At 65.0% G+C, this 23,830-nt stretch carries 20 protein-coding genes; 3 read left to right on the forward strand and 17 right to left on the reverse strand.

Annotated features, from left to right (window positions below):
• Positions 1–548: 548 nt before the first annotated feature.
• From E1956_RS21460 to E1956_RS21490, 7 genes are all read right to left on the reverse strand, one after another.
• Positions 549–2,267: an acid phosphatase gene (locus tag E1956_RS21460; RefSeq protein WP_134752716.1), complete on the reverse strand. Its 1,719-nt coding sequence runs from the start codon at positions 2,265–2,267 to the stop codon at positions 549–551.
• Between the two features lie 59 nt (positions 2,268–2,326).
• Positions 2,327–3,193 carry a proteasome-type protease gene (locus E1956_RS21465; protein ID WP_134752718.1) on the reverse strand — a complete coding sequence of 289 codons (867 nt, stop codon included), beginning with the start codon at positions 3,191–3,193 and terminating at the stop codon, positions 2,327–2,329.
• 102 nt (positions 3,194–3,295) lie between these two features.
• On the reverse strand, positions 3,296–4,096 hold the full coding sequence (locus E1956_RS21470) for a transglutaminase family protein (RefSeq protein ID WP_134752720.1): 801 nt from the start codon (positions 4,094–4,096) through the stop codon (positions 3,296–3,298).
• A 52-nt stretch (positions 4,097–4,148) separates the two neighbouring features.
• Complete coding sequence (locus tag E1956_RS21475) at positions 4,149–5,102, reverse strand: alpha-E domain-containing protein (protein WP_134752722.1); 954 nt, start codon at positions 5,100–5,102, stop codon at positions 4,149–4,151.
• A gap of 46 nt (positions 5,103–5,148) precedes the next feature.
• Entirely contained in the window at positions 5,149–6,555 is a 1,407-nt protein-coding gene (locus tag E1956_RS21480; RefSeq protein WP_134754706.1) for a circularly permuted type 2 ATP-grasp protein, read from the reverse strand.
• A 311-nt stretch (positions 6,556–6,866) separates the two neighbouring features.
• Positions 6,867–8,348 (reverse strand): glycosyltransferase family 2 protein, encoded by a 1,482-nt coding sequence (locus tag E1956_RS21485; RefSeq protein WP_134752724.1) that lies wholly within the window; start codon positions 8,346–8,348, stop codon positions 6,867–6,869.
• Positions 8,349–8,367: 19 nt separating this feature from the next.
• On the reverse strand, positions 8,368–8,943 hold the full coding sequence (locus tag E1956_RS21490) for a cytochrome b (RefSeq protein ID WP_134754708.1): 576 nt from the start codon (positions 8,941–8,943) through the stop codon (positions 8,368–8,370).
• Positions 8,944–9,477: 534 nt separating this feature from the next.
• Here E1956_RS21490 and phaP point away from each other — a divergent pair.
• Positions 9,478–10,038: a TIGR01841 family phasin gene (gene phaP / locus E1956_RS21495; protein ID WP_134752726.1), complete on the forward strand. Its 561-nt coding sequence runs from the start codon at positions 9,478–9,480 to the stop codon at positions 10,036–10,038.
• A 121-nt stretch (positions 10,039–10,159) separates the two neighbouring features.
• Here the strand turns inward: phaP and E1956_RS21500 are convergent, their stop codons facing one another.
• The 4 genes from E1956_RS21500 to E1956_RS21515 all read right to left on the reverse strand — a co-directional run bounded on the left by E1956_RS21500 (position 10,160) and on the right by E1956_RS21515 (position 13,945).
• On the reverse strand, positions 10,160–11,269 hold the full coding sequence (locus E1956_RS21500) for an alpha/beta hydrolase (protein ID WP_232071499.1): 1,110 nt from the start codon (positions 11,267–11,269) through the stop codon (positions 10,160–10,162).
• Between the two features lie 116 nt (positions 11,270–11,385).
• Entirely contained in the window at positions 11,386–12,075 is a 690-nt protein-coding gene (locus E1956_RS21505) for a FadR/GntR family transcriptional regulator (protein WP_134752729.1), read from the reverse strand.
• A gap of 136 nt (positions 12,076–12,211) precedes the next feature.
• Positions 12,212–13,144 carry an aldose epimerase family protein gene (locus E1956_RS21510; protein ID WP_134752731.1) on the reverse strand — a complete coding sequence of 311 codons (933 nt, stop codon included), beginning with the start codon at positions 13,142–13,144 and terminating at the stop codon, positions 12,212–12,214.
• A 66-nt stretch (positions 13,145–13,210) separates the two neighbouring features.
• Positions 13,211–13,945, reverse strand: coding sequence for a ribonuclease activity regulator RraA (locus tag E1956_RS21515; RefSeq protein ID WP_134752733.1), 735 nt, complete (start codon positions 13,943–13,945; stop codon positions 13,211–13,213).
• A 396-nt stretch (positions 13,946–14,341) separates the two neighbouring features.
• On the opposite strand from E1956_RS21515, the gene E1956_RS21520 reads away from it, so the two are divergent.
• Together E1956_RS21520 and E1956_RS21525 are read left to right on the forward strand one after the other, a co-directional pair.
• A complete protein-coding gene (locus tag E1956_RS21520; RefSeq protein WP_134752735.1) occupies positions 14,342–15,661 on the forward strand; it encodes an MFS transporter in 1,320 nt (439 codons plus the stop codon).
• Between the two features lie 73 nt (positions 15,662–15,734).
• Positions 15,735–16,559: an NAD-dependent epimerase/dehydratase family protein gene (locus tag E1956_RS21525; protein WP_134752737.1), complete on the forward strand. Its 825-nt coding sequence runs from the start codon at positions 15,735–15,737 to the stop codon at positions 16,557–16,559.
• Between the two features lie 95 nt (positions 16,560–16,654).
• On the opposite strand, the gene E1956_RS21530 is transcribed toward E1956_RS21525, so the two are convergent.
• The 6 genes from E1956_RS21530 to E1956_RS21555 form a co-directional block, all read right to left on the reverse strand.
• Positions 16,655–17,449, reverse strand: coding sequence for a sulfite exporter TauE/SafE family protein (locus E1956_RS21530; RefSeq protein WP_134754712.1), 795 nt, complete (start codon positions 17,447–17,449; stop codon positions 16,655–16,657).
• A gap of 229 nt (positions 17,450–17,678) precedes the next feature.
• Positions 17,679–18,878, reverse strand: a complete 1,200-nt coding sequence (locus tag E1956_RS21535) for a porin (RefSeq protein WP_134752739.1) — start codon at positions 18,876–18,878, stop codon at positions 17,679–17,681.
• 184 nt (positions 18,879–19,062) lie between these two features.
• A complete protein-coding gene (gene araD / locus E1956_RS21540; RefSeq protein WP_134752741.1) occupies positions 19,063–20,811 on the reverse strand; it encodes an L-arabinonate dehydratase in 1,749 nt (582 codons plus the stop codon).
• A 58-nt stretch (positions 20,812–20,869) separates the two neighbouring features.
• Positions 20,870–21,802 (reverse strand): ABC transporter permease, encoded by a 933-nt coding sequence (locus E1956_RS21545; protein ID WP_335929952.1) that lies wholly within the window; start codon positions 21,800–21,802, stop codon positions 20,870–20,872.
• Positions 21,802–22,683, reverse strand: a complete 882-nt coding sequence (locus tag E1956_RS21550) for an ABC transporter permease (RefSeq protein ID WP_134752743.1) — start codon at positions 22,681–22,683, stop codon at positions 21,802–21,804. Before E1956_RS21550 ends, E1956_RS21545 begins: the two co-directional genes overlap by 1 nt.
• Entirely contained in the window at positions 22,680–23,771 is a 1,092-nt protein-coding gene (locus E1956_RS21555; RefSeq protein ID WP_134752745.1) for an ABC transporter ATP-binding protein, read from the reverse strand. Before E1956_RS21555 ends, E1956_RS21550 begins: the two co-directional genes overlap by 4 nt.
• Positions 23,772–23,830 lie beyond the last annotated feature (59 nt).

Genomic DNA, 23,830 nt, shown 5'->3' on the forward strand with positions numbered 1-23,830 from the left:
GTCGCGATCAGGGCGTATCGAGCCGATTATCGGGCGCAAGCCGAGCGTCGCGCAAGGTGCTTGCAAGGCAGGTCAGCATGTGGGTGCGCTATCCACAGATTTTGTTGAGATGCCTGTGCGTAACCTTGGGACGAGTGTGGCAAGTATCTGATGCGTATCGGATTGTGCACGCCGTTTCCGAATGCAGCAGATTCGCAGCGGATACGAAACGCGGCGCTGGGCTTGTCCACAGTTTTTGTTGAGAGCCTTGTGGGCAACCTTGGGACATTCACGCTAAGTCTATGATCGGAAACAGCAAGTGCGCGAAAGCCACGTCGGATGCACAAATTTTGCGCGAAAAAGTTGTCCACAGATTTTCTGGACAACTCTGTTGATAACCGCCTGGGGATCGCGCCAACTCATTGATCGGACGGATAGTTCATCGATTCCGTCACAGAAGCGGCAACTGCGTTTCCAATGAGCAACCTGTCATCGACTTGGGGCATGCGATGGCGGCGCACGCGTTTCGCTTCTGAACCGCTCGCACCCGCACCGCCATCGATGCGCCATCACGCCAGATCGAGCGCCCCCACCAGATCGCCCGGCGGCGTTTGCCCGCGTGAAGCGATGGCGCGGTCGCGGGACGCCACGCCGTCGAGCGGCGCGAGTCCGTGCACGCGGCTGATGAAGCGCAGGATCGAGTTCGTGTCGTAGAACGTGTGATCCACGTAGCCCCTCTTCGCGAACGGCGCGATCACGAGCGCCGGAATGCGCGAGCCCGGCCCCCAGCGGTCGCCCTGCGGCGGCGCGACCGGGTCCCACCAGCCGCCGTTCTCGTCGTGCGTCATCACGATCACGGTGTTCGCCCAGTGCGGGCTGCGCTGCAGATGCTCGATCACGGCGGCGATGTGGCGGTCGCCCGACGCCACGTCGGCGTAGCCCGCGTGCATGTTCAGGTTGCCTTGCGGCTTGTAGAACGTGACGGCGGGCAGGCGTCCCGCGTCGATGTCGGCGAGCAGGCGGTTGGTGGCCGGATCGTCGCCGAGGCCCGCATCGCGCAGATGCCGCGCGCGCGCCGCCGTGCCCGGCGCGTAGTTGGCGAAGTAATTGAACGGCTGATGGTGATACTGGAAGTCGGGCACGGCACCCGTGTCGAGGTGGTCGAGCGCGTACTGCCAGGCGCCGCTATACCAGGCCCAGTCGACGCCCTTAGCCGAGAGCCGGTCGCCGATCGTCGCGTAGGTTTGCGGCGGCATCACGCGCGGATTGGCAGGATCGGCCCACGCGGGATTGCCGTCCTCGGCGGGCCGCACGCTGCTCGGCTGATACGGCGGCGCCATCGTGTTGACCGCATAGCCGTCGGGCGTGAAGAGGCCGTCGTTCACGAACTTCGGCGGGCCGCCGAGCGCCGAAGGCGGGCTGTTGGGCGCGGGCTTCAAGCGCGTGCCAAGCGGGTCGTCGCCTTCGACCACGGAGACAAGATGCTTCGCGGGGCTCGACTGAATGTCGGGATAGAACAGCGCCTGCGCGGCAATCAGATAGATGTGGTTCAGCCAGGAGCCGCCGAATGCCGCCATGAAGAAATTGTCGCAAAGCGTGTATTGCTGCGCGAGCTGCCAGAGCCGCAGCGTATCGGCGGAGTTCTCGTAATAGCCCATCACGAGGCCGCCCGAATCGCCCCACGCGGCGAACTGGTCGTTGCGGCCCGCGTTGATCTGCATCTGGTTCTGGTAGAAGCGATGGATGAGATCGCGCGTGATGATTCCGTTCGGCAACGGATGGCCCTGCGTGTCTACGATGCGAAACGGCCGGTTCTCAAGGCCGGTGATGGCCTGCTCGCCGATCATGTAGCGCTTGCCGTCGAGCTCCTGCGCTTGCGGGACCAGGCCGCCCCAGATCTTCGGCAATTGCGCGAGCGGGGTCTTGCCGTCGCGGTCGAGTTGCGTGTAGCGCTGGGCGGGCACACCGGAGAGCGGCGTCTGCACACCGGGGAAATTGCCGTAGAGGTTGACGAAGCTGCGGTTCTCCGCATAGATCACGACGATGTGGCGCACCTGGTCGCGCAGCGCCGCATCGAGGCGCGTATCGCCGGCGCTACGCGGTGTCGCGCCCACCGCTTGCCCGGGCGACTCGCAGCCGCCGAGCGCGAGCCCCACGCCAACCGCTGCGAGCCCGCCCAGTACGCGGCGGCGTGCAGGATCGTGCGGACCGTCATGATTGGGGCCGCCGTGTGCATCGAGTTCGCGCTCGTTGTCCTCGTTTGCTGCCTTCGGATCGTCATGCTTCATCGGCCTGTCTCCTGGGGTCGAGAAACGCGCCATGCGCGCCTCGCAGGAGGATACCGCGCTCAGGCGTTGCGCGGCGGTATCGTCGGTTGAGGCCCTTGCGCGAGCGTCTGCGTGGGCCGCGGCTCGTCGCTCGGGCTTGCGTGCGGCGCATGAGGCGCCGCCGGGAAATCCGCGCGCTCATGGCGCGGCGCGTTGCCGTTGTCGGTCCAGAGCGGATCGGGAATCTCGCCGAACACCTGACGCAAGCGTTCGCCCCATGTCGAGTGCAGCATCTGGAAATAATCGTTCGAATGGTCGAGCGACGCATAGCGCGTCACGCGCAGCGTGTCGCGCTCATACACGATCAGGTCGAGCGGCAGGCCCACCGACAGGTTGGAGCGCAGCGTCGAATCCATCGAGATGAGCGCGCATTTCGCGGCCTCGCCGAGCGGCGTGTGCGGCGTGAGCACGCGGTCGATGATCGGCTTGCCATATTTCGATTCGCCAATCTGAAAGTAGGGATTGACGCTCGATGTCTCGATGAAATTGCCGGCCGCGTAGATCTGGAAGAGGCGCATGGGCTGCCCGCGCAACTGGCCGCCCAGAATGAAGCTGCAGTTGAATTCGACGTTGAAACGCTTGAGCGCCTCGGCATCGCGCCGATGCACTTCCCGCACCGCCTCGCCCACGATACGCGCGGCCTCCACCATGCTCGGTGCGTTCCAGAGCGTGGGCCGGCCGGGATCCTGCTGCTCCGTGAGCTCCTGGAGCGTGGCCTGGGTGATCGCGAGATTGCCGGCCACGAGCAGCACCAGCACGCGCTCGCCGGGCTCCTCGAACACCGCCATCTTGCGCGATGTGCTGATGTGATCGACGCCCGCATTGGTGCGCGTATCCGATAGGAAAACGAGTCCCTCCTCCACCGCCATCGCCACGCAGTAGGTCATGATCGTCCTTCGCCTCGGGTCGTGAAGCACCAATTCTCGCATGCGCGACGCCTGCGGTGCGCATGCGAAACCGGTACGGTTCCCGTTGTGATAGCGGGAAAACTATTGCTGGGCGCCTTGCGCACTGACCTTTACGCTGACGTCGAGCGTTTCGCTCGCGCCGCCAATGCGCCGCCCACGCACCGGTGCGGCCGCCTCGTAATCGCGGCCCACCGCGATCCGGCAATATTTTTCGCTTGCGAAACAGGCGTGGGTCACGTCCACGGTGACCCAGCCGTTGTCGAGCCAGACGTCGACCCACGCGTGACTCGCCATCTCCGGCACATCGCCGGGATCGAAGTAGCCGCTCACATAACGCGCCGGCACGCCGCGCGCGCGGCACAATGCCAGCATCACATGCGCGTGATCCTGGCAAACACCGCGGCCCAGCGCGAACACGTCGGCGGCCGTGTGCGCCACGTCGGTCACGCCGGACTCGTACTGCACGCGCTGTGTGATGCGCGCCGCGGCGTCGAGAATCGCGGCCGCGTCGTCGAGCGGCGCGAGGCTATGCGCGAATTCCGTGAGCGCTTCGTCCGCCTCCGTGAGGCGCGTGGCCAGGGTGAAGTGATGCGTGGGGATCGGCCCCTCGCCCTCGGGCAAGCGCCCGTCGGCGAGCGGGATGGTTTCCACTTCGCCGCGCACGCGCAAGCGGATCTCCTTGTGCTGGCGCGATATCACCAGCGTCATCAGCGCATTGCCGTACGCGTCGCGGCTCGTTTCGATCTTGCCGGGCGCATCCACATGCCAATGTTTGACGATCTGCGCAGATGTCGTGAGCGGCGCGAGGCGCAGTTGCTGGATCGAGTAATGCACCGGCGCTGCGTAGCGGTACACGGTGTCGTGGCGAATTGCGAGCTGCATGGCGAATGTCCTTCAACGAAACGATCTGGATATCGAACTATGCATGTTCACGCTAGCCGACTGGCAGCATCAGATAGGTGCGGGCCACCTGATTGCCGAGCTCGTAGACGCGCGCAAGGAACTGCGTGAGGAAGGTATGCACGCCCACCGAAAATATCTGCCGGAGGTCCGAGTAAAGGAGTTCTGCGCGCAGCTTGCCGGCCGCGCGCTCGACCTCGCGCGACGCATCGGTGCGCAGCAACGCGAGATTCGCACAGACGCCCTCCATCGAGGCGAGCAGCGATCGCGGCATCTGCTGGTTGAGAATCAGCAGCTCGACCACGCGCGCGGGCGTCACCACGTCGCGATACACCTTGCGGTAGATCTCGAGCGCGGACACCGAGCTCAGGATCGAGGTCCAGTAGTAAAAATCCTCGAGCTGTCGCGCGGCAGAGCGTGAATCCGGCCGGTCGACCTCCACGAAGCGCACGTCCAGAATGCGCGCCGTGTTGTCCGCCCGTTCGAGGAAGGTCCCGAGCTGCGTGAAGTACAGTGCGTCGTCCTGCAGTGCGGTGCCCACCCGCACACCGCGAGAAAGATGCGAGCGGAATTTCACCCACTCGAACAGCGCCTCCGGGTTCGTATTGAGTTCGTCCCCGCGCAGATGCCCGGCGAATTGCAGCCACGTGTCGTTGACGGTCTCCCACCACTCCGTGGTGAGCGTGCCACGCACCGCGCGCGCATTCTCGCGTGCCGCCTGAAGACATGAATAGATGCTGGACGGATTGGTCGGGTCCGCCACGAGAAAGTGCAGTACGTTGCTGCGCGTTGTCTTGTCGTGGCGCGTGTCGAAGGCCGCATCGAGCTCGGAGATGCGCAGCACCGCGCGATGGGTGCGCGCCTCGTCGTCGGCGTTGCCGGGCAGCAGCAGCGCCTTCAAGTTGATGTCGAGCATGCGCGCGGTATTCTCGGCGCGCTCCATATAGCGGGCCATCCAGAACAGGTGATCGGCGGTACGGCTCAGCATGGTCGCTCCTCTTCGATTCCAGCTTTCTTGGTTGTCCAGGATGCGCTCATTCGAGCACCCAGGTATCTTTCGTTCCGCCGCCCTGCGACGAATTCACGACCAGCGATCCTTCGTTGAGCGCGACGCGCGTGAGCCCGCCCGCCGCAAGCTGGATCTTCTTGCCCGACAGCACGAATGGACGCAGATCGATATGGCGCGGCGCGACGCCGGCTTCCACGAAGGTTGGGCAAGCGGAAAGCGACAGCGTGGGCTGCGCGATGTAATTGGCTGGACGGGCCAGCAGCCTCGCGCGAAACGCCTCGATTTCCTCGCGTGTCGATGCCGGGCCGACCAGCATGCCGTAGCCGCCCGCCCCGTGCACTTCTTTCACGACGAGCTCGGGCAGGCGATCGAGCGTCCAGGCTAGGTCTTCGGGCCGCCGGCATTGCCAGGTCGGCACGTTGTTGAGAATGGGCTTTTCTCCCAGGTAGAACGCGATCATGTCCGGCACGTAGGGATAGATCGACTTGTCGTCGGCGACCCCCGTTCCCATCGCGTTCGCCAGCACGACGCGACCGGCGCGATACGCCGTGAGCAGCCCCGGCACGCCCAGCGCGGAGTCCGCGCGAAACGCGAGCGGGTCGAGGAAGTCGTCGTCCAGGCGGCGATAGATGACGTCCACGCGCCGCGGCCCTTTCGTCGTTCGCATGAATACATAGTTATCCTCTACGAACAGATCGCTGCCCTCGACAAGCTCGACACCCATTTCCTGGGCCAGAAACGTATGCTCGAAATACGCGGAGTTGTACATGCCGGGCGTGAGCAGCACGACGACGGGATCGTCCACGCCATCGGGCGCGCACGAGCGCAGCGTCTCGAGCAGCAAGTCGGGGTAATGCGCGACCGGCGCCACCTTGTGCTGGACGAACAGGTCGGGAAAGAGCCGCATCATCATCTTGCGGTTTTCCAGCATGTACGAGACGCCGGACGGCACGCGCAGATTGTCTTCCAGCACGTAGAACGCGCCGTCGCGGCCATCGCGCACGATGTCGATCCCCGCGATATGCGCATAGACGCCCAGCGGCAGATCGATGCCCTGCATCTCCGGCCGATACTGTGCGTTGGTGTAGACCTGCTCGGCAGGAATCACGCCCGCGCGCACGATATTGCGCTCGTGATAGACGTCGTGAAGAAAGAGGTTCAGCGCCTGCACGCGCTGGCGCAAGCCGCGCTCGAGCAGCGCCCACTCGTCGGCGGGAATGATCCGGGGAATCAGATCGAAGGGAATCAGCCGCTCGGTTCCCGACAGGTCTCCGTTGACTGCGAAGGTGATGCCGACACGTCTGAACAGCAGGTCCGCTTCGGCACGCTTGCGCGCCATGGTCTCGCCGGTCTGCCGCTCCAGCCAGTGCTGGAAACGTTCGTAGTGCGGGCGCACCGCGCCCTCGTCGCGCATTTCGTCATGGACTTGCATCGGCTCGTTCTCGCGCGTGGATGCAGCGACGCTTCCTGCTCGCATGAGCTTCTCGTCATGCGCGGCGCGCTGCGGTACGAGCAAAAAAGCAAGGGGTATGCCATCCGCAGACCGCGCATTGCGCGCCGTAATGGTGCAAGGCGCCATGCACCACTGCGTTGCGCGCGGGCGACAAGCGCCGCCGAACTGCCGCTTGCCTCATCATAGTGCATCTGCGGTGCACCGATGGTCCTGCATGGATCCGATCAATCCGGCATTAGATCTGATGATTCACCGGCTATCGCCGCCCATGCGGGCAGCAGCAACGCCATTCAGCGCGACTGGACCGCCGCCCCGCGCCCCTGGGTTGCGCCAAGGCCGGTGCGCTGCTGCACGCCCCACTTGCGACGCCCGAGCAGGAAGTGCAGCCAGCCGAGTGCGGCGCCGGCGTGACGCATCAGCTGAAACGAGAACGGCTCGAAGATTGCCGCGAGCAACGCCATGCCGAAGCTGGAACTCGTGCGGTCCCCGCTCCAGCGCCGGTACAGGTGCACCGAAAACAAATGGAACGCGAGGTCGATCGCGATCTTCCCGACGATCACTGCGAGCACCGGCAGCACGATCGTGAAGCGCCCGTCGAAGAGGAAGCCGAGCAACAGCGCGAACGCCGTGAGGCCGTATATCGGCTGCACGGTGTCGAACGCCTTCACCGGCAGCATCATGAGCCCGAGCTTGCCGTAGCGGCGATTGCCGGTCATGTCGCGATACCAGTACTGAGTCTGCAAAAAGCCCGCGAACCAGCGGCGGCGCTGCCGCAGGAAACTCGCGAGCGTGCCCGGCGCGTCGGTGCGCGCGCGGGCGGCGCCGATCACGCGCACATCCCAGCCGAGCGCTTCGCGCGCCGAATGACGCCGCAGACGGTGAATCAATTCGTAATCCTCTACAAGACAATGCGGATCGAAGCCGCCCACCTGCATCACCGCTTCGCGCCGGAAGGCGGCGAACGCACCGGAGACGAGCAGCAGACTGTCCGCGCGCATCCAGGCAAAACGCGAAATGAAATTGCGAATGTATTCGTAAGTCTGGAACCACTGAAAAAAGCGCCCGCTCGGCGAGGTGCCGCAAACCGGCGTGAGCAGTCCCGCCGCCGCCACGAGCGCGGGTTCGCGGCCAAACGCTTCGGCCATTGCGGCACAGGCGTTGGGTTCGAGCAGCGTGTCGGCATCGACCGTCATCACCGCGTCGGTTGCCATCATGCCGAGCGCCGCATTCAAGGCGCGCGCCTTGCCGCCGTGCGGCAGCCTCAGCCAGCGCAGGTTCGGATAGTCGGGCGAAGGCAGGCTCAGGCGCCCTTCGCCCGGATCGGATAGTCCGTAACGCCCTGCGAGCAGCGCTGCGGTGCCGTCGCTCGAGCCGTCGTCGGCGATCACGATCTGCTGCGGGACGCGTGTCTGCGCAAACAGCGCGTCGAGCGTGATCGGCAACACAGCCGCTTCGTTGTGCGCGGCGACGATTACGCCGAGCGTCGGCTGCGTGGCGGGCAACGCCGAAGCAGCCGTCGAAGCCGCCGGACCGGCAGGACGCAGCAGCACGCGCGCCTGCCAGGCGACGAATACGAGCAGCACCGTGTCGTAAATCACATAGGCAATGCCGGTCGACCACGCCACCACGCCTTGCAGAAAGAATGCGCGCGCAAACAAGATCCCCCAGAGCACCATGACACCCAGATGGATCGCAATGCTGGCAAGCGGTGTTCGCACCGGCGTGAGGCGCGGCGACGTGCGTGCGAGCACCTGATCGAGCGAGTCGTTCAAGACAATCCTTTTTCTTTGTTCACGGCATCATCCGGCGCAGCACCGAATGACGATCGACCCATTGATGCTTCAGCGCGCCCGCGACGTGCAGCGCAAGCACGCCGTACAGCGCGTAGCTGCACGCCGTGTGCAGCGCGCCGAATTGATCGTGCAACTGGTTCTTGGTTGCGGGGTCGAGATTCATGATGAAGCCGATGCGCGGCCACTGAAACAGGCCGAACAGATACATCGGATGCGAAGCGGCGGCCACCCAGGCCGAGTCGTGCAGCCAGCCGGAGAGCGGCATCGCGAAGATGAGGACATACAGCGCAATGTGCGCGGCGTGCGCCGCCGTGCGCTCCCATGAAGGAAACTCGGCGGGCAGCGGCGGCGGCCGGTGCGTGAGGCGCCATAGCACGCGCAGGATCGCGAGGCCCAGCACGGTAATGCCGATAGATTTGTGCGTGTCGATGACGAAACGGATCGACTCGTCGGAAAGCGTGCCGTCGGGCAACAACGCGGCAGTCAGGCCGAGCGCGACGTTGGCGAGGATCAGCAAGGCGATCGCCCAATGCAATAGCACTGCGACACGTGTGTACTTCTGCGCGGCGGCCATCGTCTCGAAACCGGGTTTAACGGAAAGGGGAGTTTTCACGTGAGCGTGCAATAACGTTTCAGTTTGGGATAACGCGCCGCGCGGCAGATTTATTCCCTTGCGCAACAAGAACTGCGCAGACCGCGGGGAACGCGCATGCCTCGGTATGCCGCCAGCATGACGCCAGACGGTGCCCGCACGGCGATCCGCGCATTATGCGCCCTCGCCTCGCGCGACGCAGAAAGCGGCCGGAGAAGCACGCAGGCGTGAAAAAAGCTCGAACCCGGCGCGCGCGATTCATGCGTTTTGCATAGGAAATCCGGTGCACCGCAAGATGCTTTCAGGAAGCCTTCGCTCCATCTCAATTTCCCGATGCGAATCAAGCGCTTACTGAATTGATGCAGCGCACAAAAATTCTCTTGACACGTCTTTCTTTTGAGATATCATGAAGTCGATTGCTGCATCGCACCAATACGCGAACCGGTGATCGACAGAAAGTTTTCTTTTTTTCGTAACGGAACCGACGCGTAACGGTCCACCATCAGGAACGACGACATGACTCTGCCTACCCCCGAACAATTCGCCGCAACCCAGAAAGCCGGTCTCGAAGCGCTCTTCGGTCTCACGAACAAGGCGTTCGAAGGCGCCGTCAAGCTGGCCGAGCTGAACATCGAAACGGCCCGCGCCGCCATCGCCGAAGGCCAGGAACATGCCCAGCGCACGCTGTCGGCAAAGGATCCGCAAGGCTTCTTCGCCCTGCAGGCAGGCTTTGCCCAGCCGGCCGCCGAGAAGGCACTGGCCTATGGCCGCAACGTCTACGCGATCGTCTCGGCCGCGAACACGGATTTCACGCAAGCCGCACAAAGCCAGTTCGAGCAGCAGCAGCAAGCCGTGCAATCGCTGATCGACAGCGCAGCGAAGAACGCACCCGCTGGCTCGGAAACGGCCGTCGCGGCATTCAAGTCGGCAATCACGGCTGCTCAAGGCGCCTACGAGTCGGTGAACAAGGCCGCCAAGCAAGCTGCCGAAATGGCCGAAAGCAACTTCGAAGCGGTCACCAAGGCTGCGTCGAAGGCTGCCGCTCAAGCCGCGCGTGGCGCGAAGCAAGCAGCGTAACAAGCCAGGCCAACGCCCTTCGGCGTTGTCGACCGGGCGCCCGGACGGGCGCCTCGGTCTGCCAGAAAGCGGGATCCGCGTGTAGCGGAGCCCGCTTTTTCTTTTTGCGACTTCGCTTCGCTTAGCCGCTGCAGCTTCCCACATCGAACATCGTCTTCACCGCACAGGGCGAAGTCAGCATGCGCGCGCCGTCATGGCCCACGCCGGGCACGATGTGAAACTCCTGATTCAGCTCCGCCGAGTGACGCGTTTGCATGTAGCGAAAGAATCCTTGCGCCCGCGCGAGGCGCTGCGGCCCTTGCGCCTCACCCGCGCACGATTTGTCGAGTGAAACCGAGGCGGGATTGTCGTCCGCGCCGCCCACGAGATAGACGATGCGCCGCTGTGCATAGCGCGCTTCGAGCTGCGCGGGCGTGTGCCCGAGCATGAAGCCGGGGCGCGCCTCCATGCCGTATTTCCAGGTATCGAAGCCGGGGCAGCGTGCCGCGTCGAAGCGGGCAGGCGCACCATCGGCACCGGGCCGCAGCGCATCGAAATAGGCATACGTTGACGGGCTCGCCACCACGAAACGCACGGCGATGCCCGCTTGCGCAAGCGACTCCGGTGTTTCCGATGCGATCGCATAGCGTTGCAGCACCTGTGCTCCGCCCGAGTGGCCCGCAAACACGATCGTCTTCAGATTAGGGAAACGCTGCTTGTCGGCAAGGCGGCGCGCGATCGCATCGAGCACCGCATAGGCGCTCACCGGCGCGCCCGTTGCGGCATCGGCCCCGCCCATCCACGCGTTGCCTTCCCAGCTCAGGAGATCGGGCGGCGCAGCGTGGGTCCGCGTGTCGGCGGTCGAAAGGAACTGCGGGGCAATCAGCAAGGTACCGGCGGGATCCACGCCCGCCGCTTCGGCCAATGCGCGTGCGCGCTGCGCCGTGCGGTAGTAGTCGTCGGCGTTGCGCAAGCGGCCGTGCAGCACGATCACCGCGCGCACGATCTCCGGCTGCGGCACGCTCCAGTCCGCGCTGATGTCGAGCGCGAACTCGCCGTGGCCCTGCGCGGTGTCGATCGGCATGCGGCCAGCGGCGATGGCCTCGACCGTGCGCGAGTCCGCTCCGGGACCATGACGCGCGCAAGCCGGAGCGGCCAGCAACGCGGTCGCCAGCATCCCGGTCAGGGTGGTGAGCAGTCTGGCTCTGAGCAAACGCGAAGGCGCCGGGCCGCGCCGCCGGATCGAACCCATGGTGTTTCCCTTCGGAAATTCGCCGCAAAAATCGTTCGATGCGCAAGCCGGGCGACAGGATCGTTGTGCGCGGCGCGAACCCTGCCGCGCCGCCGGTCCGGCCCGCCTTCAGTGCATCAGGAGCCGAACATGCGGTTCACCGCATGTTCGAGATGGTCGCGCATGGCCTGCGAGGCGCGCGGCACGTCGCGTGCCTGGATGGCTTCCAGCACTTCGAGGTGTTCCTGCTGCACGATGCGCTGCCGTTCGATGGACTTCACGAGCGAGAGATTGCGCGACAGATTCATGCTGAACACCATCTGCTCCTGGATGCCCGAGAGCGCGGTGATGAAGAACTGATTTTTCGAAGCGCGGGCGACAGCCATATGAAACGCGAAGTCGTCTTTCGCGCCAATGCCCGAGGTTTCGACGATGGTCTGGAGGTTGTCCCATTCACGGCGAATCGCTGCGATGTCGTCGTCGTCGGCCTTCTGCGCGGCGAGCGCCGCCGCGCCCGATTCGACGACCACGCGGTATTCGTAGCAGCGCCGAATGTCCGACAACGTTTCGAGCGGCGCGAAGCGGCGCACGTCCGGGTCGGGCCGGCGCATGACCGTCGTTCCCGAGCCGTGGCGCGTGGCGATGATGCCATCCGCACGCAATTGCGCGAGCGCTTCGCGCACGGTGGGACGCGAGGTCGCGAAGCGTTCCGCGAGCATGTGCTCGGTCGGCAGCCGCTCCCCTTCCTTGTATTCGCCTTCGATGATGCGGTTCAGGATGTCGCTGTAAATCCGCGCCGGCATGTTCGGCGCTTTCTGCTCAGCCATGGTCAGGTGCTACGCGGTGAGTTGTCAGGTATGTCACAGATTGTAAGTCATACGGCGCATACGTTGAGCGCAGCAGCCCTGCCGCGCGGCTCGCCGTGCGTTCGAGCCGGCTCGGATCGCTGTTCGAAACCACCCCTCAATCGAGCACGCTCACGCCGATGCGCAACGACGCCGTCTCCGTTTGACCCGGCTCCAGCCAGCGCAGGCCCAAGCCGTTGTGAATCGCATTGGGCAGGCCGAGCCAGGGCTCCACGCAATAGAAGTCCGAGTCGGGCGCGAGCGTCCACGAGGTCACGGCATACCACGGCACCGAGCCGGGACGGCGCAGATCGATTTCGACAGCGCGCCGCAGCGTGGGCATTTCGATGCGAACCGGCCCCGCCGGCTCGCCTTCGAGACAGTGAAACCGGTCGACGATCCGCGGGTCGTCGAATCTGTAGCGCGCGGCGCCCGCCTCCGGCGCGCTCGTTGTGCCGTCCGCCAGTTGATGCCGGTACACGTTGCGCGGCAGCGCGAGGGTCGCCTCGCCGCGCTGCGTATGCGGCAGGGCGAAATAGAAATGATGACCCGCGTAATACGGCAGGCGGGCCCCGAACGCATCGGCTGCGTTGGCCGCTGCCGTATTCGTCGTGATCAGCTCGACGTCGAGCGTCGCTTCGTCCACGAGTCGATAAACGGCTTCGAAACGGAAACGGAATGGATAGCCCGTGCGCGTCGCCTCGCTATCGGTCAACGTCATGCGCACACCGTCGCCTTGCGGATCGACTTGCGCCACGAACGGCAACTCGCGCGCGAAACCATGCATGGGCACTTCGCGCACCACGCCCTGCGCGTCGCGCCATAAGCCGATGCGGCCGTCCACGCGATGGCGTGCGATGAAAGGAAACAGCAGCGGGTTGCCGCCGCGCACGAGCGCGGGCTCGCTCCAGTCGGCCGCGTCGGGCCAGTGGATGATCGGCGCGCCGTGCAGATGCCACGAGAGCAGTCGCCCGCCGGCTTGCGGCGCAACCAGCAGACGCGAGCCGCCGCGCACGATTTCGATGACGTCCTGATCCTGAAACTTCGCCATTTCGTATCGGATAAAGAGAAAAATTTCGGCGCGGCCTAGCGGCTCGCTGTGCGTTCAGCTACGCGCTCAACCGCGCGCTTTCTTCCATTCGGCGTAGGCGGCGAGCGTCGCCTCGTTCGGCGGATAAGTGCCGGGCAGCGCCGCGCCCGCCTCGATCCGCTCGGTGATGAAGCGCTCGAGTTCCTCCTGCTCCCACGCCCCCTGCGCCACCGTTTCTGCCAGATGGCGCGGGATCACGACCACGCCGTCGGCGTCGCCGACGATGATGTCGCCCGGATACACGGCCACGCCGCCGCAACCGATGGGCACGTTCAGATCGACCGTGTGGTGCCGGCACAAATTGAGCGGCGCCGAGGCGCCCGCGCAGAAGACCGGCAGGCCCAGCGCGGCAATCGTCGCGCTGTCGCGCACGGGGCCGTCCGACACCATGCCCGCCACGCCGCGCACACGCAGGCGCGTGGCGAGGATCGAGCCCATCGACGCAGCGTCGGTCACGCCGCGGCAGTCCTGCACGAGGACGGCGCCGGCCGGCACGGTCTCGACACCCTTGCGCTGCGGATGCTCGGGGTTCTGGAACGCGCTCAGTTGATCGAGGTCCTCGCGTGCCGGGATGTTGCGCATCGTGAAGGCCGGGCCGACGAGATTGGGGGCGCCCGGCGCCGGGGCCGCGAGCGGCTTCACGCCCTGCACGAAGACGTTGCGCAGCCCGTGCTTGAAGAGCTGGGTGGTCAGCGTCGCGGTGGAAACATGGCGCAGTTGTTCGAAGGCTTGTTCGCTGACGGCAATGGCGGGTGAATTCATCGTGTCTCGTCCATTTTTTGGGGTGCGCGGGGCCGCGCAGGCGGGCGGCTCGATGTTTGTCGAGCGCTATGCCGGCATTGTTGTAATACAACAAGAGAATTGTCAACCAGCCCGGTACATCTCGCTTGCTCCCGGTCGCGGACCAGTCATCCGACAACCCAACCCGCCCAGCTGACGCGAATACGCCAGGCCTTGCGCAGCCCCGTCCATCAAGGCTTGAGGAAAGGCCCGCGTCTGGGCGATACGCAATAGGCCAGGGAAATCCCCATCGCGACAATATTTGCTTTACAACTTTCGCGCAAATAGAATGATGTCTTACATGACGGGCCCGATACGGATCCGTCCCGGCCAGACAAAGCGCCGGCTGGCGAATGATGGGCGCACAGGAGACGAGCAGTGCAACGAAAGACTATCAAGGGACTTCGGTGGTGGATCATCGGCCTGATCATGATCGGCACGATTTTCAACTATCTCGCGCGCAGTTCGCTTTCCGTGGCCGCGCCCACGCTCACTGAAACGCTCCACATGTCCACGCAGCAGTACTCGTACGTGGTCACCGCCTTCCAGGCCTGCTATGCAATCGCGCAGCCGATCGCCGGCTTCGTGCTCGACTCCGTGGGCGTGAAGATCGGCTTCGCCATCTTCGCGTTCGGCTGGGCCATCGCCAACATGCTGCACGGCCTCGCCTCGAGCTGGCCCGCGCTCGCGTTCTTCCGCGGCCTGCTCGGCATGAGCGAAGCCGCGATCTTCCCGGCCGGCATGAAGGCCATCAGCCAGTGGTTTCCGGCCAAGGAGCGCTCGGTCGCCACGGGCTGGCTGAACACCGGCACGTCGATTGGCGCCATGATCGCCCCGCCGCTCGTGGTCTGGTGCATTCTTAAGTACAACTGGCAATTCGCGTTCGTGCTGACCGGCGGCGTCGCGCTGATCTGGGTGGCCCTGTGGCTCGTGTTTTTCCGCACGCCGGCCGAACACGCGATGCTCTCGCAGGAGGAGGCCGAGTACATCCGCGCAGGCCAGGACGCGTCGCAACAAAGCACCGCGGGCAAGCGCCCGTCGTGGAAGGAAGTGCTCAAGCAGCGCCGCTTCTGGGGCATCGGCATCCCGCGCATGCTCGCCGAGCCGGCATGGCAGACCTTCGGCGCGTGGATTCCGCTCTACATGGTCACCGTGCGCCACATGAACCTGAAGGAGATCGCGCTGTTCGCGTGGATGCCGTTTCTTGCGGCCGACCTCGGCTGCCTCGTCGGCGGCTACCTTGCGCCGCTGTTCATACGCTGGTTCGGCTGCTCGCTCATCACGTCGCGCAAGCTCGTCATCACGACCGGCGCGCTGCTGATGGTGGGTCCGGCCTGCGTGGGCCTCGTCGCGAGCCCCTATGCCGCTATCGCGCTGTTCTGTGTCGGCACCTTCGCGCACCAGACTATTTCGGGCGCCCTGTTCACGCTCGCCTCCGACGTCTTCGGCCAGCACGAAGTCGCCACGGCCACAGGCCTCTCGGGCATGTTCGGCTATCTCGGCGCGACGGTGTTCTCGCTCATCGTCGGCGCACTGGCAAGCACGATCGGCTATAACCCCTTGTTCGTGTGCCTCATGCTGTTCGACATGATTGGCGCGATCGTGGCCTGGCGGCTGATCTCGAATCAGCACAAGGACAACGAACAGAGCCAGGCGGTTGGCGCCGTGCTCCGGCCGGCGCAAAACGTGAAAGCCTGACCCGTTCATCGGCCGGCGCCCAGTGAAAACTCGGGCGCCGGCTTTCGGCGTTTTTATGTGAGGTAACCCCACTGTGAAGAAAGTTGCATTGTCCGGCGCGGCCGGCCAGCTCGGCACCGTGTTGCGCAAGGGCCTGCTCGAACGCGGCGTGGACCTGCGCTCCGCAGCCGGTTCGAAGCCGCTCGAACCGCTCGTTGCCGGCGAAGATGTCATGCATGGCGATCTGCGCGACCCCGCAGTGGTCGACCGTCTGCTCGAAGGCGTCGACGTGCTGATCCATATGGCCGGCACGAGCGTCGAGCGTCCGCTGCCCGAGATCATCGAGAACAACCTGCGCGGGCTCGTCGAGATCTACGAAGGCGCGCGCCGACATGGCACCAGGCGCATCCTGTTCGCAAGCTCGAATCACGCGATCGGCATGTATCCGGTGGAAGACAAGCTCACGCTCGATTGCGCGTTTCGCCCCGACGGCTTCTATGGACTCAGCAAGGCGTGGGGCGAATCGCTCGCGCGGCTCTACTGGGACAAGCACGGCATCGAGACTGTGAACGTGCGTATCGGCAGTTGCCTGCCGAAGCCCACTGAGTTTCGTCATCTGAGCACCTGGTTCGGCCACGAGGATCTGTTCCATCTCGTCGATCGCGTGATCAACGTGGAGTCGATCGGCTTCGCGGTCGTGTGGGGCGTGTCGAACAATACGCGCAGCTATTGGGTGCAAAGCGGTGCGAATGACGATGCCGGACGCCTCGGTTTCAAGCCGCAGCAGAATGCCGAAGACTATGCGGCTGAGATTCTCGCGAAAGAGAATCCGCTCGATGCGGTGGCGCAGCGCTATCAGGGCGGCAGTTTCGCGAGCATCGATTTCACGCCGGTGGAGAAACGCGGCAAAAAGGCGTGACAGCCGTTCTTGCCTGTGCACTTTGCGAAACTTCTTCGCGACGCATACAAAAAAGCGCCCACACGGGCGCTTTTTTCGCTTCCACGCCTACCGCGTTACAGCACGCCCGATTTAATAATCATCTGCACCGCCGCCGCCAGCACGCACACGAGCACGATCATCCGGAACGCCAGCGGGTGCAGCTTGTCGCGCAACGGCCGGATAAGGAACATCCCTGCGATGGACGGCAGGCTCGCCGCCGCCGAGATCGCGAGGTCGGCGCCGCTCGCGTGCGCGCCGCCGCTGAACGTGGTGACGAGCGTAACCACCGACACCACCAGGATGATCGCGATCTGCTTCGTGAACACGCGGCCCGTTGCGCCCGTCGCGATCAAATACATCGCGAGCAGCGGCCCGGGCACCGAGGCAATGCTCTCCATGAGCGCCGCGCCAAAACCGAGCGCGAAGCCCACCGGCCTGACGAGCCCCGGAGCCAGCTTGAGCCGCGGCGACGCGAGCATCAGCGCGGCAGCCACGATCAGCGTGACACCCGAAGCGGCCAGCGCGTGATGCGGCTCGAGCCGGATCAGCACGGCCACGCCCACGATATTGCCGATCACGGTGCCGATCAGCGGCGCGGCAATGTGCTTGACCGTCTTCCACAGCTCGCCGCCTTCGAGCGCCTGCGGAATGTTGCCGAGGATGATCGGCATCGAGAGCAGCAGGACGGCCTGCTTCACGGGCAGGAAGTGCGTGAGGATCGGCATGGCGACGAGCGGCACGCCAATGCCGGTCACCCCCTTCACCATGCCGCCGAGCACGAGCGCAATGGCAATGCCGCAGAGTTGCAGCACGTCGAGCGCCTGCATGTGCGGGAGCAGGACACCCCCGGAAAGGTGGAAGTCGAACATTGAAAAGGTCTGGAGCGTGATTGGGCGGCGATCCACGCGCGAGCTGTCCACCCGCGTTCGTCCGGTTTTATTTTGAAAACCGGAGTGCATGATAGCGCAGCCTTGCCGAACGCACCTGGCGCCGCCGTCTACCCCCTCCCGCGCACAACGGTGCATACGCACAAAAAAGAACGGCGGCGCCGCAATGGCGCCGCCGCAAAGACTGCATCGGAGTGTGAAAGCGTGAGAATCAGAAGCGGTGGACGATGCCGATCGCACCCGCGAACTGGCTGCGCGACGAGGACGGCGCGCTGTTCTGGCCGTCGCCGATGTCGGCGGTCGCATTGATGATGTCGCCCGCGCCGTTCGTGCCGAGCGTCTGGCCGCCCGCGCGCTGGTATGCCTCGACGAAGTACAGGCCGGTGCGCTTCGAGAGCGTGTAGTACTGCGAGAGGTTGAACTGCTGATACGAGGCCGCGCTGGTGATGCCGTTCGCCTTGGTCGCGCGCGTATAACTGTATCCCGCCGCGAGGTCGAGCGCGGTCAGCGGCTTGTAGTGCAGGACGACGCCGCCCGTGTTCCAGATCTGCGTGTCGAAGAACTTCGATCCGGTTCCCGCAACGTATTGCACGTTCGAGTAGGATGCCGAAATGTCCCACTGCGAATTGAATGCATAGCCGCCCGTCACGGCGAGGCGCTGTTGCGCCTGCGCGGTCTGGAAGCCGTTGGTGATGCCCGACACGCCCGGCTCGCCATTGCTGTTCGCCGTGGAATTTGCCCCCCACGTGCCGCCGCCGCTCGTCGAGTTGTTCAGGCGCTCGAAGCCCACGGCGAGGCCGACCGGGCCGCGAATATAGTTCGCCGCGACACTCCATGTCTGCCCAGCACCGACGCTGCCCGGCACGCCGCCGAGCGCGTACATGCCGCTCACGGTGAAGCCCGCGATATTCGGCGAGGTATAGACCACCGCATTGTTGATGCGGTAGATCGTGTCCATCGAGTCGAGATCGCCCGGATGCGCGCCATAGGCGCCGGTGAGCCACGTGGTCGGGCTGTACGGCGCGAGCAGCGAGTAGTACGGCGCATACTGGCGGCCCATCGTGATCGTGCCGTATTGCTGGTTTGCAACGCCGACGTAAGCCGCGCGGCTGAACATCAGGTTCGTGGTCGATTGCGCGCCATTGGCCGAGTTGAAGCCTTCTTCGAGCTGGAAGATCGCGCGCGTGCCGCCGCCCAGGTCTTCCGCGCCCTTCAGGCCGAAGCGCGAGCCGGCCCAGATGCCCTGAGCCATCTTGACGACCGAGTGGCCGCCCGAGTTGCTGCCGAGCGCGGCCGAGCTGCTCTGATAGCCGATGCCCGTATCGACGATGCCATACAGCGTAACGCTGCTCTGGGCGTGCGCGCCCAGTGCGGCGAGTCCAAGCGTGGAAGCGAGAATGGTCTTCTTCATCTGTACTCCTGCATATAGTCGTTGTGATGTCTTGCTTGTTTTCTACTACTCTTGATGCTTGATACGGAGATTCCCCTGTCGAGCCGCGCGGGGCGCGCCGCAGTCGTGAACCGCAACGCGCCCTCGCCTTCAATGCCGGATCCTGTCTCCTCCGCGACCGGTGGTGGATCCCGCAGTGAATCGCTTAGTGAATCTCGGGCTCGCCGCCGCCGCTGCACGATCCTGCAACACCGTCGCGTTGCAGGAAATCGAACTCGCAGCCCTTGTCGGCCTGCATCACGTGCATCTGGTACATCGCGCCATAACCACGCGTGAAGCGCGGCTCGGGCGCCACCCACGCGGCCTTGCGGCGCGCCATCTCTTCGTCGGAGATCAGCACGTTCAGGCGGCGCTCCGGCACGTTCAGCTCGATCATGTCGCCGTCTTGCACCAGCGCGAGCGGTCCGCCAATGAACGACTCAGGCGCCACGTGCAGCACGCACGCACCGTAGCTCGTGCCGCTCATGCGCGCATCCGAAATGCGCAGCATGTCGCGCACGCCCTTCTTGAGGATCTTTTGCGGAATCGGCAGCTGGCCCCATTCGGGCATGCCCGGGGCACCAATCGGGCCCGCGTGCTGCAGCACGATCACACTGTTCTCGTCGCAATCGAGCTCTTCGCTGTCGATGCGCGCGGCCATGTCGTTATAGTCCTTGAACACCACGGCCTTGCCCGTATGCACGTGCAGGCGCTTCTCGGCGGCGCCGGGCTTGATGACCGCGCCATCGGGCGCGAGATTGCCGCGCAGCACGGCGAGGCCCGTATCGGGCATCAGCGGCTTCGCGCGGCGATAGATCACTTCGTCGCTATAGATCTCCGCGTCGGCGATGTTCTCGCCCAGCGTCTTGCCGTTCACGGTCATCTGCGTGCCGTCGATCAGGTCGCCAAGCTCCTTGAGCATCGCGCGCAGGCCGCCCGCGTAATAGAAGTCCTCCATCAGGTACTTGCCGGTCGGGCGGATGTTCGCGAGCACCGGCGTGCGGCGCGCGATCTCGTCGTACTGCGCGAGCGTGAGTTCGACGCCCGCACGGCGCGCGAGCGCGATCATGTGCACGATGGCGTTGGTCGAGCCCGAGAGCGCGAGGCAGGTGGTGACGGCGTTGTCGACCGCCTTGCGCGTGATGATGTCCGAGGGCTTGAGGTCCTCCCACACCATCTCGACGATGCGCATGCCCGTCTTCGCCGACATCTGCGCGTGGCGCGAATCCGGCGCAGGAATCGACGCGAAGCCCGGCAGCGTGAAGCCGAGCGCTTCGGCCGCGCTCGTCATCGTCGAGGCCGTGCCCATCGTCATGCAGTGGCCCGGCGAGCGTGCGATGCCGCCTTCCACGCCCTTCCAGTCTTCTTCGGTGATCTTGCCCGCGCGCAGGTCGGCCCAGTACTTCCACGTGTCCGAGCCCGAGCCGAGCGTCACGCCGTTCCAGTTGCCGTTGAGCATCGGGCCCGCGGGCAGGAAGATCGTCGGCAGGTCCATCGAGATCGCGCCCATCAGGAGCGCGGGCGTGGTCTTGTCGCAGCCGCCCATCAGCACGACGCCGTCGGCCGGATACGAGCGCAGCGTCTCTTCGGCTTCCATCGCGAGGAAGTTGCGGTAGAGCATCGTAGTGGGCTTCTGGAACGGCTCGGAGAGCGTCTGCACCGGTAGCTCGATGGGGAAGCCGCCCGCCTGCCAGATGCCGCGCTTGACCTCCTCCACACGCTGCTTGAAGTGCGTATGGCACGGGTTGATCTCGCTCCACGTGTTGAGGATCGCGATCACCGGCTTGCCCGCATACTCCTCGCGGCTGTAGCCCATCTGCGCGGTGCGCGAGCGATGGCCGAACGAGCGCAGGTCGTTCACGCCATACCAGCGGTGGCTGCGCAGTTCTTCGGGGGTCTTTCGCTTGTTGCTCATCTTGCCTTGCTCCAGGTGTTTCCGCGCATGGGTTTCAGCGCGTCTATCAATCAAGCCGCTAGCGCGATTCCTTCACGCGCGACACGAGTTGCGTCGGGCTGACGAACTGCAGCGCGACCAGCACCCATGCGAGCGTGATCGCCATGTAGATCATCGCCATGGCGTCGATGGACTGCGGCGCGCGCACGCCCGTCGAGAACACTGCGTAATACAGCGCGACGACGAGAGTTTGCGTGTCGGGTCCAGCGGTAAAAAACGTGAGTTCGAACATGCCGATCGTGCGCACGAGCACGAGCAGCCCCGCCGCCAGCATCCCCGGCACGAGGAGCGGCAGCAATACGTAACGGAAATAGCGCAGCGTGTTCGCGCCAAAGATGCGCGCAGCCGACTCCAGGTTCGGATCGATCTGCTCGATGAACGGCGTCATCACGAGAATCACGAACGGCAGCGCGGGCACGAGGTTCGCGAGGATCACGCCGGGCAGCGTCCCGGCGAGGCCGAAGTGGTACATCGCGGTGGCCATCGGAATGCCGTATGTGACGGGCGGCACCATCAGCGGCAGCAGAAACACGAGCATGGCGATGCGCTTGCCCGGAAACTGCGCCCGCGCGAGCGCATAGGCGGCGGGCACGCCGAGCACGATGGACAGCAGCACGACCGCGCCCACCACTTCGAACGTCACCCACAGCACGCTGCCGAGTTGGAAGTCGCGCCACGCCTGCGCATACCAGTGCAGCGTGAAGCCTTGCGGCAGCGGCGTGCCGAACCAGCGCGTGGCGATGGAGTTCACGCCCACCGTCGCGATCAGCAGCAGCACGTTGAGCAGGAAGAACGCCATGCCGCCCCACACGAGCACTTTCCAGAGCACGTCGGGCAGGCGCGAAGCCGGCTTCGTCTGCGGCGCCCTGGCGGCGGGTGCGGGCGCCGGACGCTCTTCGCTCACCGGCGCGCCTGCGGGGAGTCCCGCCGGGTGGTGTTGATGCGTGCTCATCAGCCTTTCCCTCCACTCACCGGGCCCGAGTAGAAGTAGCGCTTCGCGCCCAGCATCGCGGCCACCACGATCAACTGCACGAAGCCCATCACGATGGCAATGGTCGAGGCGAGCGAGTAGTCATAGCTCTCGAACGCGGCTTCCGATGCCGCGATGGAGATCACACGCGTGGGGCCCGCCGGCGCGCCGAGCAGCACCGCCGACGGAAACACCGAATACGCCTGCACGAACGAGAGGCACGCGGCCATCGTGAGGCCGGGCGCGAGCAGCGGCAGATAGATCTGCCGGAACTGCTGCCACGGCCCCGCGCCGAGCGTGGCGGCCGCGCGCGCGAGCGTCGGGTCGATGCCGGTGACGTACGAAAGCGTCAGCAGGAAGGCAAACGGAAAGCCCGAGACGATCAGCGAGATCAGCACGCCCCAGTAGTTGTGCGTGAGGCGAATCTCTTCGTTCGTGTAGAGATGCAGTGCGTGCAGCGCCTGCGGGAACCAGCCGTTGGGGCCGAAGTAGCTGAGCATGCCATCGGCGATCAGCACGGTGCCGAGCGTGACGGGAATCACGAGCAGCGTCGTCACGAGCTTCTGATACGGCGACTTGCGGCGCAGCGCGAACGCCACCGGCAGCGAGAGCCCGACGTTGATGACCGTCGCGGGCACCGCCAGCTTGAGCGTGACGAACACCGTTGGCCACAGCGAGAGGTCGTGGATGAACTGCAGATAGTTCGCGAACATGCCGCCGCCGTTCATCGGCTTGAACGACAGCATGAGCCCGTAGGCGAACGGGTAGAGGAACATCGCGATGACGAAGCCGAGCGCGGGCGCAATCAGCCAGCCGCGCGCGTCGCGCGGCTGCTTGCTCAGCGACGAGGCAAATGTGCTCATGATGCGCGCTCCGCGTAGGCCAGCACGCGTGAAGGCGCGACGCGCAGCGTGGCGCGCTCGCCCGCTTCGAACTCGCCCGCCACGCGGGCCCACAGCTTGCCGAACGGCGCGTTCGCGAGCAGCAGCGAATCGCGGCCGCCATATTCCACGAGCTCGACTTCGACGTCGAAGGCGTTAGGATCGCCCGCGTCGGCACGTTCGAAGTCTTCGGGGCGCATCGCCACGGAAATCGCGTTGCTGCCGGCCTGCACGATGGCGTCGTCCATCGGCACGCCCGTGAGCGTGATGCCCGACGCGGACAGCGCGATGTGCTCGCCGCGCTCGCCGGTCACGGCGAACGGCAAGACGTTGCGATAGCCCATGAAGCGCGCCACGTGCAGATTCGCGGGCCGGCTGTAGATTTCCTTAGGAGTGGCGACCTGTTGCACGACGCCCTCTTTCATCACGACGATGCGGTCGGCCATCGACAGCGCCTCGTCCTGGTCGTGCGTCACGTAGATCGTGGCGCGTTCGAGCTGCCCATGAATGCGGCGGATTTCCGCGCGCATCTCGATGCGCAGCTTGGTGTCGAGGTTCGAAAGCGGTTCGTCCATCAGCACGAGCGGCGGCTCGATCACGATGGCGCGCGCGATCGCCACGCGCTGCTGCTGGCCGCCCGAAAGCTGACCCGGCAGCTTGCCTTCATGGCCGACGAGCTGCACCAGTTGCAGCGCCTCGCGCGCACGGCGCTTCGCCTCGTCGCGCGGCACGCCCTGCATCTTCAGGCCGAAGCCCACGTTCTCCAGCACGCTCATGTGCGGGAACAGCGCATAGTTCTGGAACACCATGCCGAAGCCGCGCTTCTCGGGCGGCAGCACGTCGATACGCAAATCGTCGAGCCAGATGCTGCCGCTCGTGAGCGGCTGCAGGCCCGCAATGCAGTTGAGCGCCGTCGATTTCCCGCAGCCCGAGGGCCCGAGCAGCGCAATGAATTCGCCGCGGCGAATCTCCAGATCGAGATTGCGCAGCGCCGCGAGCGGTGTCCCTTCCGCGTTGGTGAAACTGCGGCACACCGAGTCCAGACGCAGACGATCGAATGAATGCTTCATGACACGTTCCTGAAACGCGAGGTCCACTTACCTGAGCATAGGCAACGGGCGGCACCCGT

The organism is Paraburkholderia pallida, from assembly GCF_004524855.1.
In the GTDB taxonomy this organism is placed as follows: Bacteria; Pseudomonadota; Gammaproteobacteria; order Burkholderiales; family Burkholderiaceae; genus Paraburkholderia; species Paraburkholderia oxyphila.